Below are 15,834 nucleotides of genomic sequence, written 5' to 3' on the forward strand. Positions count from 1 at the left end.
TCTGACTAGAAATATCTTTTTAAATCTAACCCTTGATATAAATCTGCCACTTGCTCACCATAACCATTAAACATTTGAGTGTTAATCCGCTTGGCCGAAAACAGGCCCCCCTCTCCTATACGCCTCTCAGTAGCCTGAGACCAACGTGGATGGTCAACATTTGGGTTCACATTGGCGTAAAAGCCATATTCATGGGTCGCAAGCTGGTTCCAGCTAGTGGGTGGCTGCTTATCCATGACTCGGATCCTGACGATGGACTTAATACTCTTAAAGCCATACTTCCAAGGCACAACCAAACGTATTGGCGCCCCATTTTGAGGCGGTAAGGTTTTGCCATATAAGCCAACCGCCATGAAGGATAGTGGGTTCATCGCTTCGTTAATGGTTAAGCCTTCCACATAGGGGTAATGGATCCCGCCGCCCATTAAGCGACTCTTCTGACCAGGCATCTGCTCGGGATCAAACAAGGTCTCGAAAGCCACGTGAGTAGCATGACTCTTCACACCGGCCTTTTTCAATAAGCTAGCAAGAGGAAATCCCACCCAAGGCACCACCATAGACCAAGCTTCGACACAGCGAAGACGATAGGTACGCTCTTCCAAAGCTATCATCTGAGTTAAATCGTCTAAATCTAACGTCAACGGACGCTCTACTTCTCCTTCGATGACAAGTTTCCAAGGATCGACACTTAGCCCTTGAGCATTTTCAGAAGGGTCCTGTTTACTGGTACCAAACTCATAGAAATTATTGTGGGTGGTAATTTTATTGAACGGCGTTGTCGCCCCATTACCGGTAAAACTCAAGTTTGAGGTATAAGTTAAGGGTGAGGTAAGAAATTGAGATATTTTCTTGTCACCAAAAAGATCGAAGATTCCGGCCTGAACTTGGCCTGGAATACTCGCACCTAAAGCGCCAAGCCCCATCGCCTTTATGATACGGCGACGGTCATTAAACACGGATTCCGGCGTCACATCAGAATCTTTAAGCTCCCATGGGGCTTTTTGTCTTATACCTTTGCTAAACTTCATCTCTACAGCCTCTTCTGGGTTCTAAGCATTAAAAATCACACACAAGTATTAGACAGGAAAAAGTAACAAAAAATTTCCTAAAATCTCAGTTAACTTAATCCGTGCTTAAACAGTGCAATCAATTCACCTCCTTTAATCGTCTTCAAAACACTCATCTATACCTCCAACCAAGATTAAACATATTAGCAACATACGATTAAGAGTTATTCATTTACGCTAAAAAATGCAAGATGCCACTTGAAGAGAGTCATCTTGCATGAGAGGCTATTCGCTTCATTCTTTATGGCCACCTTCTTATGCCTACTAATCTCCCTCTGTCACTACCCGAAATCATAGTCTTAGGAGCGGTCGCTTTTCTGTTTCTGCTCATCGGCGCCTTATTGAACCAACGTCTGACTCGACAGAGGTGGCAAGAAGTAAAAAACCAACTTGCAGACCAACACCAACATACGTTAGATGAAATCCAAATTGAGATCGGCCACAGGGATTCATTGCTACTAGATAAAGAAGCACAAATAGAAACCTTATACGCTAAGGTCGAAAAAAATCTCAGTGCATTAGGACAAGCTCAAGCCGAATCGAGTCGTCTTCCTCAATTAGACAGCCAACTGCAAGAATCTCAGCGAAAATTGATGGAAACCCAACTGGCCCTGTCAAAATCCAATGCCATGCAACAGACCTTAACCGTCAAATTTAGTACGCAGCAACAAGCTCTGGAAGATAAAGTCTCTCTATTAGAGAGTGCTGAAATCCGTTTGACAACCCAATTTGAAAATCTCGCCAACAAGATATTTGAAGAGCGCAGTGAGAAGTTACAGAGCCAAAACACTCAGCATTTAGATACGGTGTTAGCCCCTTTTAAACAGCAGCTTGAGGGGTTTAGGAAACAGGTTCAGGAATCTTATACTAATGAGCAATCCGAGCGCAGTGCATTCAGACACCAGCTCGAATCACTGAAAGCCCTCAACCAGCAGATGAGTCAAGACGCTATCAACCTCACCCGGGCACTCAAGGGTGACAATAAACAGCAAGGTAACTGGGGAGAGGTCATTTTAGAGCGTGTATTACAAGAGAGTGGTTTGCGAGAGGGTCATGAGTATGACACTCAAACTGAGCTTAAGAATGATGATGGTAAGCGTTTTAAGCCCGATGTCATCGTTCATTTGCCTGAAAATAAAGATGTCGTCATCGATGCTAAGATGTCATTGGTCGCCTATGAGCGGTATTTCAACAATGATGATGAAGATATCAAAGCACAGGCACTTAAAGATCATGTCCTCTCTATCCGGGGTCACATTAAGGGGCTGAGCCAAAAAGACTATCAAAAGCTTCATGGGCTAACCAGCCTGGATTACGTGCTTATGTTTATCCCCTTGGAGCCGGCATTTTTACTCGCACTTGAACATGACCCTAGTCTGGTGAACTATGCCTTAGAGCTCAACATCATGCTTGTTAGCCCTACCAATCTTTTGGTTGCATTAAGGACAATTAACAACATTTGGCGCTACGAATATCAAAATCAAAACGCTCAACGTATCGCCAAACAAGCAGGAAAGATATACGATAAACTGTGCGGCTATATCGAAGATATGGAAAAACTCGGTAGGGCCATCGAAGGCGCTGAGAAAAGCTATGCCAACGCCATGAGCAAGCTCGCCAATGGTAAAGGAAACTTAGTCCGACAAGCCCATCAGATGCAGCAGTTGGGTGTGGATACCAGTAAAAAAATCGATCAGCGCTTATTGGATAGCGCACTATCAGACTATCCAGGACTTGAGTCCAAATTGAATTAGTCAGTCAATAGATGATCTCCTGATAAATATGGATATTGAAGGAAGACGCAATGCATAAGCAGTTTAATGGCATGTTAAAATCCTTGTTTTTTTATACTGGCCTGAGCCTGATCTCAATGTCGACATTGATGGCTAGCTCGGTTGTTAACCCAGCCCATGCCAGTAATTACACTGCCGAGCAACAAACATACTTAGATGCGCGAAAAGCACTCAAAAACAAGCAGTTCAGCAGCTACAATAAATTACGTAAGCAACTCGATGACTACCCTCTGACCGTCTATCTGGACTTTCATTCCAATATCAATGGCATTCTGACTCATAAGGGTAGCAGAGCCAGCTCTGAGATTGACCAATTTAAAGATACTCCCTTATTTAACACAGCTAGATATCGCTATTTAATGAGAACGGGCTCCAAACGGCGTTGGGATGACTTCTTAATGGTCAGTCCAAGCAGACCCAACAACATCATTTTACAGTGTTATTTCTACCGTGCTAAGTTGGCATCAGGCGATAAAGATATCGCTTTTAAAGGCGCTAAATCTCTCTGGCTTTATGGAAAGTCGAGGCCAGAAGAGTGTGACCCGCTCTTTCAGGTCTGGCAAAAAGCAGGTTATCGCACTCAAGAGATGATCTGGTCACGTATGTTCCTCAGTTTTAATGCCAATCAACACGGATTACTGACTTATCTGTCCAGAAAGATCACTGGTAATCAAGCCGAAGTAACGCGACTCCTGTCTGTATATAAAGATCCCCGTAGCCTGAGACACACGAAAAGATTTATGGGGCGGGCAAAAATTAATGGCGAGATCGTCGCCGCTGGATTAAAGAAACTGGCGAGAAAAGATCTCAAGCAAGCTGTAAAGCTCTATATGACCTACCAAAAACTGGACAGATTTAGTGATTATCAAGGTAGAAAACTCAGCCGCTATTTTGTCAAACGCGCCATCATCAGACAGGAAGAGCGCCTAAAATCATTCGTCGATACCATGTTGCCACTACTAGACAGTGATGATCTGGTGGAGTTACGATTGAGATGGGCCATCAGAGAGGCTGACATCACTAGCCTTATTGCCTACTTACCCCAGTTGAGTGAACAGAAAAAAGCTAAATCCAGATGGCAATATTGGCTGTCTAGGGTCGATAAAATCACCTCGAATCAAGCCACTTCAGCACCGAGTTCAGATATTGTCGAAAACCCATCTAGCAGCAGATTAGCGAACTTGAGCAAGCGTAGAAATTTTTATGGCTATGCCGCGGCACACGAGCTCAATGGTGAGTATCAACTCGAGCACGTTGATACCGTCAGTGACCCGGCACTTAGACAGAAAATCTTCGATGATAAAGCCTTGGCTCGTGTGATTGAGCTACTGGCCATAGATAAAACCATTGACGCCAGATCTGAATGGGTCCAAATGCTGGGACGACACAGCCAAGCAATGCAAAAAGAGTATGCAATATTGGCATTAGAGAATAAATGGTACGATCTCGGTGTTCAAGCCAGCATACAAGGCAAACTGTGGAACGACATGACACTGCGTTTCCCCTATGCAGCCGAGCAAGCCTTCGTGACAGCCAGCAAGAAACAGAAGGTCAATATCGATGAGCTCAGGGCTATAGCCAGAAGAGAGAGTGCTTTTTACCCTTACGCAACCTCTGGGGTCGGCGCCAGAGGCTTGATGCAGCTCATGCCAGCAACCGCAAAAGAGACAGCCAGGAAAGCTGGAGTCAAATACAAGGGCACACGTAGCCTGTACGTCAACGAGATAAACATTCGTCTCGGCAGTGCTTACTATGCTTCCCTATTAAAGCGGTTCAATAATAATCGTGTGTTAGCCACAGCAGCTTATAATGCTGGTCCCCATAGGGTTAAGCGCTGGTTAAAGAAAACCAATGGAGAACTCGATGTTGTCGCCTTCATCGAAGCAATCCCTTTCACCGAAACCCGTGAGTATGTACAAGCAGTGCTTAGCTATCGAGTCATCTACCAAATCAAACAAGGTAAGAAACCCGAGTTGTTTTCGGCTAAAGAGCTCGATTTTAAATATTAGTCAATAGGTACTTAAGCGTCTGCTCGGCAAGCATGACTAAGATTCTTTCAGGATACTTAATACAATAACGTCAGTGTCTCAATCCTTGGGAATTGAAAAATGATCAGATTTCACCGGTGTGATGAAAATTAGCTCATTCGAACCCAGTTTCAGGTAAAAAGCTTAGACAGTCAGCCTTTATTGTGAATAATTATCATTAACGTAAAATATTAAGATCGACTTGATGGTATCACTGGATAATCTTTACCTGGGCGCAGAATATCAACCCCTGATCAACACCTCGGACTCGTCTGTCTATGGCTATGAAGCCCTGTCTAGATTTACCGATCTCGATGGCCGTCACACGCCACCCAATATCGTCTTCGATCATCTGCATAATCAAGCATCTCTATTAGAAAAAGTTGAGATACAAGCTAAGTTTTTTCAACTTAAACACTCAATTGCCTCTTTGCCTCTGTTTATCAACTTAGACCCCCATGCCATAGGCCCCAAAAGCCAACACATGTTGAATTTATTATCGCTTCGGCCTAATTTAACCGTAGAGATCATCGAGAATACTTGCATCAATGATGCAAATCTCTCGAGAATACTGGTATCCCATTTAAAATCCAAACAGATAAATGTGGCACTCGACGATATTGGTGCCCCACATTCCATGTTGTCTCTAGCCCTGTTAGGCCAAGTAGATACCCTAAAGTTTGATATCCACTGGCTTAATCAAATGGGTAATATAGAGCAAGAATATCTGATGAAAGCCCTGATCCGGTTTGCTAAGGATTGCCGTAAACAAACTGTCCTCGAGGGCGTAGAAAACCGGCAACAATTTGCGCTCGCGCAAGAACTCGGTATAGATCTGGTGCAAGGATTTTTATTTAAGTCCCAATTCATCACAGCGCCTTCTGTCACACCACTACTAGCCCTCGATGAAAACCTGACTAACATTGAGCCTTTGCCTGCAAAATTAATGAACTAGCAAGCCATGCAAGGGTAACGAATTGACCTAGACTTAGAGTCAAACCAAGAAACTGGATCAAGAATCTAATTTGCCGCATAGTAATAACCATAATGCCAGTAAAGGGAATTCAATGTCCAAACAGACAATTTCAGATATTATCACTCAACTTGGGCGTGTTCTATTAGGCAAACCAGAACAGATAAAGCTGGCACTTGCATGTATTCTCGCCAAAGGACACCTGCTGATCGAAGATCTTCCCGGTATGGGGAAAACCAGCCTATCCCATGGCATCGCCCAGAGTCTGGGACTCACTTATCAGCGGATACAATTTACCAGCGATATGTTACCCGCCGATATTCTAGGAGTCTCTATTTTCGATAAGGAGCAAGCTCAGTTTATCTTTCACCCTGGGCCTATCTTCAAACAGATGGTGCTAGCGGATGAAATCAATCGTGCCAGTCCCAAGACACAGAGCGCACTACTCGAGGCCATGGCCGAAAGTCAGATCACAGTCGATGGGATCACTCACCCACTGCCCAGCCCGTTTTTTGTAATAGCGACTCAAAATCCCAGCGAGCAATCGGGCACATTCCCACTGCCAGAATCACAACTCGATCGCTTTATGATGCGCCTCTCCATTGGTTATCCCAACGCTGCAGCCGAACTCGAAATGCTCAAAGGACATGACCAATCCCCCCAGGTTATGGTTCTTCCCCAGTGTATATCCCAAATCGAACTGGTTCAGTTACAGCAAGATGTTGGGAAAATTACGGCTTCAGATGCCTTACTTAATTATGTGCTCGCACTCGTCGAAGCCTCCCGCGTCCAGAATGAGGGGTTTGGCCTGTCACCACGGGCGAGCAAGGCACTACTCCAAGCCTCTAAAGCCTGGGCTTTTCTCAATGGACGAAGCTACCTTGTCCCTGAGGATGTACAGGCAGTGTTCTCATCGGTAGCCGAGCATAGGATCCGCAGCAGTAGTCAACAGCAGGGAGCTGCCCTATCTCAAAAAATTCTCAGCAACGTCAACCCGATACTGTAAATTAGCATTATGATGAATCGTGCTAACTCCACTAAATCCACAAGGCTCTGGAAACCTTCGCTCTGGTTGAACGCCTGGTTAGCACGTAGGCTACCGCCATCGAAACAGGTCACATTAGCCCATAAAAGTATCTTCATTCTACCCACGGGCTTCGGCCTATTGTGGGCCAGTCTGATCTTACTCTTGTTTATACTCGGCACTAATTATCAGAACAACTTGATAATAGGATTAAGCTTTTTACTGGTAAGCCTGTTTAATACCTGCATCATCTACAGTTATAAAAACCTTGCCGGGCTCTCACTTACTTCATCTCCTTCTCCTCAAGCCTACGCTGGAGAGACACTGGTATTCCCAATAAAATTGTCCTCTAGACAAGCTCAATTTGAAGTATTGCTTTCCTATCCCAATAACCAGGTCAATGTGCTCAAAATGATTAAAGAGGAACCACAGGTTTCTCTGCTGCAATTTAAAAACCTTAGCCGAGGCAGAATATTCCCCAGGCGCTTGAAAATAGAGTCGAGATACCCGCTTGGATTATGCAGAGCCTGGTCACATATAGATCTTGCTAATCAAGTGATCGTCTTTGCCAATCCCATCGAGTCACAATCAGAGCTGTCTTCTTTAGAAACAGACGATATAAGTGACACCTTAGACAAAGGCATACATGTTCAGGGAGTCGATGAGTTTAAAGGCCTAAGGCAACATATTCCCGGAGAATCATTGAAACAGGTTGCATGGAAACAACTGGCACAGGGACGAGGCATGCTGAGCAAGGAATTTCAGCAACCCCAAGGACAACCCCTCTGGCTCACTTTAGATAATCTAGGCTCACCGGACATCGAAGAAAGGATCAGTAAGTTGACTTGGTCCATCGATAAACTCAGTGAACGTGGGCATATTTTCGGGCTAGTAATAGGCCAACATAAGATCCCTCCTTCGGATGGCGAGAGCCATCGGCTTATGTGCCAACAAACCATAGCACTTCTTCCTGTGAGAGATGGGGAGATAAAATGAAGCCCTCGCAGCAGGAGATCATATCCCGGCATAGTCTACTTTGGTTACTCATCATCAATGTCGTGATACTTCTGCCACTCTATGACAAGTTGACTCCATGGACCATGGCCATCTGCGGCATCTGCCTGGTATGGCGCTACGGCATTTTTATGGGAAGAGTAGCCAAGCCTCCTCGCTTGCTGGTAACAGCACTCGCCCTGGCATCGGCATTGACTCTAGCACTGGTCACATCAAAAATTGGCTTACTCAACGGCTTGATCAACCTGCTGATTTTAGGTTATTCACTCAAATATATAGAGATGAGAAACAGGCGTGATGTCAGAATTGTGGTCATTGTCGGCTATATTCTTATCGCGATCACCTTACTCGGGCATCAATCTGTCTACTTCTCTATCCTATTAATCTTCATTGCCACGATTAACACTTGTGTGTTAGTTAGCCTCTACCGAGAAGATGTGAGGCTCAATGAGACAGCCAGAATAGGTTTTAGCCTCATCATACAAAGTTTGCCCTTAGCCGCCCTGCTCTTCCTGGTGTTTCCTCGTTTACCTCCCCTGTGGTTGATGCCGCAGCTAAAAACGGAACAAACTGGGATCTCAGATGAAGTGAGTTTCGGTGAAATAGGCAGGCTGACACGCTCTGCGGCTCTCGCATTTCAGGTCAAGTTTGATGGCACTCCCCCAGAAATCATCAACTCTATTGGCGGGCTCTGGTCTTAGAAGATTACGACGGTCAGACCTGGAGACAACACGAAAGCATTAAAACCTTGGAATCAAATAATTTAGCGTCATCGACTGTGCCTGCTGCCACTGGGACCTGGCTGAATTATTCTGTTATTGCACAGAAGAGCAATCAACACTGGCTCTTCGGCCTGGACGTCGCTTTCAGCGATACAAGGAACATCATCCAATTGCCGGATTACCGCCTCTATTCCACCAAGAGCCTCACACAAAAGTTTCAGTACAGTGTCAAATCTTTCCCCTCTATGCCCATGGATTTAACACTCGCAGATCATGTCAGGAATATTAATTTACAGCTTCCGGAGCTGAGTAACCCCAGAACCCACAAATTAGCCAAGAGTTTTGCAGTCCGCTACCCAAACCCGGTAAAGAGACTCAATGCCATGATGAATTACTTCACCGAGCAAGCCTATTTTTATACTCTGACGCCACCACCTGTAGGTCCACAGCAAATTGATGATTTCTTATTGGAAAACAAGGCCGGATTTTGTGTTCATTATGCCAGTGCATTAACAGTTATGGCTCGCGCTACCGGGATACCTGCAAGAATGGTAACAGGCTATCAGGGCGGCGAATGGAATAAACAAGCCCAATATCTCAGCATCTATCAATATATGGCCCATGCCTGGGTAGAAGTCTGGTTAGAGAACAGAGGCTGGATAAGACTCGATCCCACCTCTATGATAGCACCGGAGAGAATACTCGAAGGTTTCGACGCCTATTTTCAAGGAGGGGACAGCTATTTTATCGACAGTCCCTTCAGTACACTTAGGCTCAGAGACTATCCCCTTCTCAATGAGCTGAGGCAAAATTTAGCCAGCATAGATTTCTATTGGAGTGTCTGGGTATTAGGTTTCGATTCGAGTAAACAAGAGCAGGTGTTACATAAGTTGCTGGGGAAGGTCACCACAGAGAAATTAGCCTTTTTCATGCTCTCAAGCTTGGCTCTTATCATATTAGTAATAGCATACAGTGCCGGATTACTGCATTTCAGCAGAGATAAAGATAAAATATCATCGGCTTACTTAAGAGTCTGTCGGTTATTAGATAAGAAAGGCGTGACCAGGCGGCTCGATCAGGGCCCGATAGATTTTTGCCATAGCGTAGAGAGTCAGCTACCTGCGATTGCTAAAGATTTCTCTCTATTGACTCAGTATTACGTCGCGCTTAAATATCGAACATTAACGCCCAGTGGCAAAAAAAACACCACTAAACTTTTTATTCGATTATCCAGGAAGTTGAAGCTTAAACTGATCAAACTCTAACAAGAAACGGTAAACGAAAAATATGCATTCAACAATAGTGATGACGTAATAACCGGCCATATTTCAGTCAGAAAAAAGCGGAGCATCCTGCCCCGCATACCTAAACTTGCACATGTTTACAAGACACTAGTACGCATGGATTTAGCGTACAAGAAAACGTATGTCTTGCACAACATATCTCCATAGATTCAATCATTGAGTCTATGGAGTAGCCAGTATCATTCTGAATATATCTACGTCGAAGGAAGCACTAAACTCTTATCGACATATTCCAGCCCATCCTTAGGCTTAATACCATTCCATATAAGTATCTGGTCAGAACGATCAGATACTTACTCGGAATGGTATAAACTCGCAGACTAAAACGAGAAGGTTAAAACAAAATATTGCGACAAAAAGATCAGTTCGACCAATGGATGTGAACTATCTGCCACTCTCCACCAGTTTCCTTATTCAGTACTAAGGTTTCCATCCCCTGACTGTCTATCGATTTTCCCTTGAACACACCAGACGATTTAGTCACCGACATAGAAATTGCCGTGTTGCCATACACCTGTATCTGCTGCTCGAGCATGATGACTGTTAATCCTTTGAGATAAGCCATATCGGCCCTCATATGATGACTGGCATATTCTTGTAGCGAACGTTCGACGTTGCCTCCTTCATAGATCAACACATCTTTTGCCAATATCCTCTTAACTGACGCCTCATCCCCGCTCTGGATAGCGCGATGAAACTCACTCACCACCTTGGCCACAGGTTGTTCCATGCCAATAAATACTTTAGTCGCGGCTGGATGTTCTTCATTTCCGTGTGCCTGCACAAGACCGGAATAATTGGCGCCTAAGAGCAGTAATAGCCCTGATAAAAGGCCTCGCCATTGCTTTATTTGATATCTAAGCATTTCATTTCCTTATTTACTTTCTATATATCTTTTAAGCAGGATAAAAAGCCCTGCTTTAATCAATTCGTCCGTTTAAGCCAGACTTTGTGGCCCCAACACACTGGACAGCACAGCGGTTGTGGTTAAAATCAGCGCAGCGATGAGTATCTCGACCCCAATTGAACGCTTCAATATGCCTACTGAGTTCGCCTCGCCTTGTTTTGGCTTTGAGCTCAGCTTCACGACTAACGAGCCAGACTCCGATGCGTTATCATCAAGATTAGGCACCAAGCTAAACTTGTGCAGTGCGGCTATCGCCAGAATCGCCGAGATAATGAAAAGCTTAGTCAAAATGGCTCTTCCATAGCCAGTGTCGATAAACTCGCCAGGACTTTGAAACAGCAGGCTTAGCAATATCAGTCCCGTGATCACCACAACAGCGACGATAAATATGGCCTGCTTGCCAAACAAGTCCATGACACCCTTGAGTGATCGCGCTTCTAAACGGCCACACATGGTCCATAAAGGGATCAGTGAGCCAATCCAGGCACCGATGGCAACAACATGAAGAGCCACCAGCCATTTACCTAAGTCATCCATATCGGCACTGTGACCTATCAAGGTGAATGAATACGCCAAACAAAGCGTAGCCATCAGGAGTAGACCCAATGCACTATTTCGAGCGGGTCCCGTTCGGTTAACAGGCATAAATGTGGTAACCAAAACCAAAACAAAACCAGTAATACGCCAGGATACGGAGCCCCCGACAGAACTCTGCCAGAGGATTTCGGTCATCATAGGATCCCACATTCCTGAAAGACCGGTCTCGGCAAACGAACCTACCTGAATGAAGAAGTTCATGGCAACGGCCAAGATTCCGATCATGGCCCCCTTCCTCATGTAGCCGGGTAAGTCGTCAATACCTGCTCCTGTACTTGAATCTATTTGCTGTTGCCTGATTATCGACCTGACATTCATTACGATCATCAAGAAGCCGCCCAGACTCGACGCCACGCCAATATAGATGAGCCATTTAGTCATGATGCCGACTATGTCGAACAGGCTTAACACCATTACATCAGTCATGGGAATGGCTGGCATGATCGTGCTCAGTCGCCTTAGCCATCACTTCATGGACCATGAAACCAAATTTTCCTTTCATCTTATGGGCATCTTCTCCCATGATCATCCAGTTAACCGAGTAACTTGAGGGGGACAATTGAGGTAAATCCAGGGAGAATTTCTTTGAGCTTTGCATGTTTGGCTTGAAACCAAATTTGATGTCATCACCAGCACCATCCTTCAGGGTCAATTTAACCAGGCGTACCGGACTGCTAAATGTCAGCGCCAGCGCTTGGGGCGAGCCTTGCAGCATCTCATTCTTCGCAGGACTCGACTCAATCAGCCCGGAATGCGCAAACGCGGCAGAACTAAATATCATGGTGGCAGAGATAGCGATTGTCTTGATTAATTTCATTTTATACCCTTCAATTTATATTATTTAATATGTTGATTAATTTGTTTTTTATTACGTAACCATTAGATTTATCATTCAAATGTCGATTGACTCTTGAAGCTTATTTTCTTTTCTACTCTCGATTCCACCTCTTGATATCGGCGATAAAAACCGGACTCAGAACCAAGATCTGAAACCGACAACAAATTGAGTCTCGCTATCTTCCTCACCCTCATCCCTCGCGTAATCTGCCGTGTTACCAAACTTCTTACTCCAATTGACGCCGATATAAGGCGCGAACTCCCTGACTATTTCATAGCGTAACCTCAGCCCCGCACCAAAATCTGACAAGCCAGATCCGATACCGACATCGGGATCATTCTGTCCGTAAAAGTTCATCTCAATCTCAGGAGTTAAGATGAGCTTTTGGGTGATCAAGAGCTCATATTCACTACTGAAGCTAACCGCCGTTCTCCCCTCTTTTCCCACATAAAGCGCCGCATCTATTTCAAAGAAATAGGGTGCGAGCCCCTGAATTCCGAGCACAGCCCAATCACGGGAAGGAGACGGTTCCAAGTCACGTCTCACTCCCATCTGCAGATCCCAATAGGGAGCGATAGCTCGGCTATACAGGGCCTGAACTTGGGCATCGATGACATCTCCACCCGAGTATTCCCCCTCAGTCTTAATCCAAAGTTTATTCAGGTCATAGCCAAGCCAGGCCTGTGCTCCCCAGCTGGTGGTACTGTTACTAGTGAGATCGTTCTCAAACTCATCGATCATCACCTTGGTTAACAAGGGATCGTCGGTTTCTGCGCCATAGGCCGTGTCGACACTGGCCAGATTTACCAGAGCGACCAGAGCGATGGCGATAAAGGGATAGCGATTTATCAGATTAGTATTCATTTGCGACTCCATATTTATTCCCTTCTTTGAGCTTTTACTTGAGCTTATAGTTATGCGTTCTTAACTTGGACTTTTCTGAACATGCCCGGCATATGGAACAACAGGTGACAGTGATATGCCCAGCCACCTAACGCATCGGCCGTCACCAGATAACTGATGCTCGAACCCGGTTGCACTATCACAGTATGCTTACGGGGAATAAAATCTGGATCACCCGTTTCCAATTCACTCCACATCCCGTGCAAATGCATGGGATGGGTCATCATGGTGTCGTTGACTAAGGTGATACGTACTCGCTCACCAAATTCAAGTTCCAGTGGAGCAGCATCGGCAAACTTGATGCCGTTTACCGACCACATATAACGGCTCATGTTGCCTGTGAGATGCAGCTGGATCTCCCGGCTAGGCTGCCTTTTATCCAGTGTTGGAGTGAGCCCCTTGATATCTGCATAGGTGAGTACTTTTCGCTTGTACAAGCTTTGATGGTCCCTGAGTCCTATTCCCGGATCGGTCAAGCCACTGCGGGGGCTCGCCGCCCGCATATCGACCTGAGGACCAAATTCACTGGAAATATGCTTAATTTCATTGTTACTGCCATATCCGGCTAGCCCCAAACCCGTAACACTGGCCTTATTCATGTCCATCTGCATAGCACTATGATCCATGCCTTCCATATTCATGGTTTTATCACCATTTCCGGCCATATCCATCTGCATAGCACTGTGATCCATGCCTTCCATGTTCATGGTTTTATCACCATTTCCGGCCATATCCATCTGCATAGCACTATGATCCATGCCCTTCATGTCCATGGTTTTGTCACCATTTCCGGTCGTATCCATCTGCATAGCACTGTGATCCATGCCTTCCATGTTCATGCCCATGTCTCTGTGTACTAACACGGCAACGGGATCCATGGGTGGGATAAGAGGCTTAAGAGCCTGATCTGAAGTCAAACTGCCATAGGTGAAACCGGTGCGGTCTATGCTTTGAGCGAAGATACAATAAGCATTGTCAACTTCGGGTTCGACAATCACATCGTAGGTTTCGGCGACACCGATACGAAACTCATCGACGCTGACAGGCTGAATATTCTGTCCATCACTAGCCACCACAGTCATTTTCAGACCCGGAATACGCACATCGAAAATGGTCATGGCCGCGCTGTTAATGAATCTGAGTCTCACTCTTTCACCCTTGCGAAACAGTCCCTGCCAGCCCTTCTCTGGAGTATTGCCATTCATCAGATAGGTATAGGTATACCCGGTCACATCCGAAATATCCCTGTCACTCATTCGCCCCTTATTCCACATAGAACGCGCATTCCAGGTGTTAACTAAACCATTAGCTGAGATGTCATCGAAGAGATCGACTAAGGTGCGCTCACGAAAGTTATAATAATCGGATTGTTTCTTGAGCTTGGCATAGATGGACTCAGGCTCTTCGTCTGACCAGTCTGACAACATCACCACGTATTCCCGATCGTATGCCACGGGATCGGCATCCTTAGGATCGATAACGATAGCGCCGTACATGCCAGTTTGTTCCTGGAAGCCTGAATGACTGTGGTACCAATAAGTTCCGCTCTGGCCAACAGTGAAGTTATATTCGAATGTCTCCCCGGGCTCTATGCCCTCAAAACTGATCCCGGGAACACCGTCCATATTTGCCGGCAGGATAATACCGTGCCAGTGAATAGAACTGGACACATCCAGATTGTTTTTGACCCTAAGGGTCACCGACTCCCCCTCTTTCCAACGAAGCAGAGGCCCAGGTATACTTTGATTAACCACAGTGGCGCGGACATCGGTGCCAGTGAAATTAACGGTCTGATAATCGATACTAAGATCAAACACTTTACCACTGAGCGTCGTTAAGCCTTTGCGTAACGACGCGGCTAACACGCTCTGAGTGAAAGGTAGACTGGCCAGCATCATAGCACTCGCCGCGCCCATGACGAATCGGCGACGAGATAGCGTTCCAGGGGCCTTGACTAAGCTTCCAAGCTCCATTAATTGAGACGATTTAAGCATTTTATTCATAATACTGACTCCTCTAGTGAGTTAATTTCACCATAGACACTGCTACTGCCATCTTTGTTAAGCAGTAAAATCTGATAAGGCCTGAATTGATCACCATATTCCATTCCTGGGCTACCAACCGGCATTGCCGGGACGGCCAAACCGATCGCACCCTGCGGAGTATCGTTTAGAAACTGATGAACATAAGTTGCGGGAATATGACCTTCAAACACGAAACCTTGGCTAGATATCGCGGTATGGCAAGACTGAACATTAGCGGGAATGCCCTTGGCTTGTTTGAGCGAGCTCAACTGCCCAGTGTCATGGGCTTTGGCATCGAATCCATAGTTATTCATATAATCGATCCACTTACCGCAGCAGCCGCAATTGGGGTCTTTATACACTGCCAAAGAATGAACCTGAGCCGTTATTACTCCCTCTTTACTGGTATGAGTTCCATTAGCGACCTTGCCAGCCAAGACTCGATGGCTATCCATATAGGTCACGGCACTGGCTCCCAGTAGAACTGTGGCTATGAGGAGAGAAGTCAACATGAGTTTCTTACTTATACGGCCCTCACTTGAAGGCATGAATCTTGAGCTCTTAGTCTCTGGTAAAGAGTTTTCTGGTAAAGTGTTTTTTGAAGCCATAGGGCCTCCGAATATACGCAGCCTGAAACAATA

The 15,834-nt window shown here is 45.5% G+C and carries 12 protein-coding genes and 1 pseudogene; 6 read left to right on the top strand and 7 right to left on the bottom strand.

Annotation, left to right across the window (positions count from 1 at the left end; translation table 11 throughout):
• Window positions 1-5: 5 nt before the first annotated feature.
• Window positions 6-1,028: a protein-methionine-sulfoxide reductase catalytic subunit MsrP gene (msrP, locus tag FM037_RS15700; RefSeq protein WP_144046752.1), complete on the bottom strand. Its 1,023-nt coding sequence runs from the start codon at window positions 1,026-1,028 to the stop codon at window positions 6-8.
• A 296-nt stretch (window positions 1,029-1,324) separates the two neighbouring features.
• Between msrP and rmuC the strand changes: the two genes are divergently transcribed.
• From rmuC to FM037_RS15730, 6 genes and pseudogenes are all read left to right on the top strand, one after another.
• A complete protein-coding gene (gene rmuC, locus FM037_RS15705; protein WP_144046753.1) occupies window positions 1,325-2,821 on the top strand; it encodes a DNA recombination protein RmuC in 1,497 nt (498 codons plus the stop codon).
• Window positions 2,822-2,871: 50 nt separating this feature from the next.
• Complete coding sequence (locus tag FM037_RS15710) at window positions 2,872-4,869, top strand: transglycosylase SLT domain-containing protein (protein WP_407695599.1); 1,998 nt, start codon at window positions 2,872-2,874, stop codon at window positions 4,867-4,869.
• 223 nt (window positions 4,870-5,092) lie between these two features.
• Window positions 5,093-5,842 (top strand): EAL domain-containing protein, encoded by a 750-nt coding sequence (locus FM037_RS15715; protein ID WP_144046754.1) that lies wholly within the window; start codon window positions 5,093-5,095, stop codon window positions 5,840-5,842.
• Between the two features lie 112 nt (window positions 5,843-5,954).
• Window positions 5,955-6,866 carry an AAA family ATPase gene (locus FM037_RS15720; RefSeq protein ID WP_144046755.1) on the top strand — a complete coding sequence of 304 codons (912 nt, stop codon included), beginning with the start codon at window positions 5,955-5,957 and terminating at the stop codon, window positions 6,864-6,866.
• Window positions 6,867-6,875: 9 nt separating this feature from the next.
• Window positions 6,876-7,880 (top strand): DUF58 domain-containing protein, encoded by a 1,005-nt coding sequence (locus FM037_RS15725; protein ID WP_144046756.1) that lies wholly within the window; start codon window positions 6,876-6,878, stop codon window positions 7,878-7,880.
• Window positions 7,877-9,885: pseudogene (locus tag FM037_RS15730) on the top strand (transglutaminase TgpA family protein). The gene FM037_RS15725 and the pseudogene FM037_RS15730 overlap by 4 nt, the downstream one beginning before the upstream one ends.
• Window positions 9,886-10,285: 400 nt before the next feature.
• On the opposite strand, the gene FM037_RS15735 reads toward FM037_RS15730, so the two are convergent.
• The 6 genes from FM037_RS15735 to FM037_RS15760 all read right to left on the bottom strand — a co-directional run bounded on the left by FM037_RS15735 (window position 10,286) and on the right by FM037_RS15760 (window position 15,801).
• A complete protein-coding gene (locus tag FM037_RS15735; protein WP_144046757.1) occupies window positions 10,286-10,789 on the bottom strand; it encodes a YybH family protein in 504 nt (167 codons plus the stop codon).
• A 72-nt stretch (window positions 10,790-10,861) separates the two neighbouring features.
• Window positions 10,862-11,869 carry a copper resistance D family protein gene (locus FM037_RS15740; protein WP_144046758.1) on the bottom strand — a complete coding sequence of 336 codons (1,008 nt, stop codon included), beginning with the start codon at window positions 11,867-11,869 and terminating at the stop codon, window positions 10,862-10,864.
• Window positions 11,847-12,245: a copper resistance CopC family protein gene (locus tag FM037_RS15745; protein ID WP_144046759.1), complete on the bottom strand. Its 399-nt coding sequence runs from the start codon at window positions 12,243-12,245 to the stop codon at window positions 11,847-11,849. Before FM037_RS15745 ends, FM037_RS15740 begins: the two co-directional genes overlap by 23 nt.
• A 156-nt stretch (window positions 12,246-12,401) precedes the next feature.
• A complete protein-coding gene (locus FM037_RS15750; RefSeq protein ID WP_227992891.1) occupies window positions 12,402-13,130 on the bottom strand; it encodes a copper resistance protein B in 729 nt (242 codons plus the stop codon).
• 50 nt (window positions 13,131-13,180) lie between these two features.
• Window positions 13,181-15,172 (bottom strand): copper resistance system multicopper oxidase, encoded by a 1,992-nt coding sequence (locus FM037_RS15755; RefSeq protein WP_407695600.1) that lies wholly within the window; start codon window positions 15,170-15,172, stop codon window positions 13,181-13,183.
• Window positions 15,169-15,801, bottom strand: a complete 633-nt coding sequence (locus FM037_RS15760) for a DUF411 domain-containing protein (protein ID WP_227992894.1) — start codon at window positions 15,799-15,801, stop codon at window positions 15,169-15,171. The genes FM037_RS15755 and FM037_RS15760 overlap by 4 nt, the downstream gene beginning before the upstream one ends.
• Between the last annotated feature and the right edge of the window lie 33 nt (window positions 15,802-15,834).

Origin of the sequence: Shewanella psychropiezotolerans, assembly GCF_007197555.1 — a bacterium.
GTDB lineage: Bacteria > Pseudomonadota > Gammaproteobacteria > Enterobacterales > Shewanellaceae > Shewanella > Shewanella psychropiezotolerans.

Bases quoted from the DNA above. Each gene is read 5' to 3' on its own strand.
- msrP (WP_144046752.1), bottom strand. From the start codon at position 1,028: ATGAAGTTTAGCAAAGGTATAAGACAAAAAGCCCCATGGGAGCTTAAA.
- rmuC (WP_144046753.1), top strand. From the start codon at position 1,325: ATGCCTACTAATCTCCCTCTGTCACTACCCGAAATCATAGTCTTAGGA.
- FM037_RS15710 (WP_407695599.1), top strand. From the start codon at position 2,872: ATGCATAAGCAGTTTAATGGCATGTTAAAATCCTTGTTTTTTTATACT.
- FM037_RS15715 (WP_144046754.1), top strand. From the start codon at position 5,093: ATGGTATCACTGGATAATCTTTACCTGGGCGCAGAATATCAACCCCTG.
- FM037_RS15720 (WP_144046755.1), top strand. From the start codon at position 5,955: ATGTCCAAACAGACAATTTCAGATATTATCACTCAACTTGGGCGTGTT.
- FM037_RS15725 (WP_144046756.1), top strand. From the start codon at position 6,876: ATGATGAATCGTGCTAACTCCACTAAATCCACAAGGCTCTGGAAACCT.
- FM037_RS15735 (WP_144046757.1), bottom strand. From the start codon at position 10,789: ATGCTTAGATATCAAATAAAGCAATGGCGAGGCCTTTTATCAGGGCTA.
- FM037_RS15740 (WP_144046758.1), bottom strand. From the start codon at position 11,869: ATGCCAGCCATTCCCATGACTGATGTAATGGTGTTAAGCCTGTTCGAC.
- FM037_RS15745 (WP_144046759.1), bottom strand. From the start codon at position 12,245: ATGAAATTAATCAAGACAATCGCTATCTCTGCCACCATGATATTTAGT.
- FM037_RS15750 (WP_227992891.1), bottom strand. From the start codon at position 13,130: ATGAATACTAATCTGATAAATCGCTATCCCTTTATCGCCATCGCTCTG.
- FM037_RS15755 (WP_407695600.1), bottom strand. From the start codon at position 15,172: ATGAATAAAATGCTTAAATCGTCTCAATTAATGGAGCTTGGAAGCTTA.
- FM037_RS15760 (WP_227992894.1), bottom strand. From the start codon at position 15,801: ATGGCTTCAAAAAACACTTTACCAGAAAACTCTTTACCAGAGACTAAG.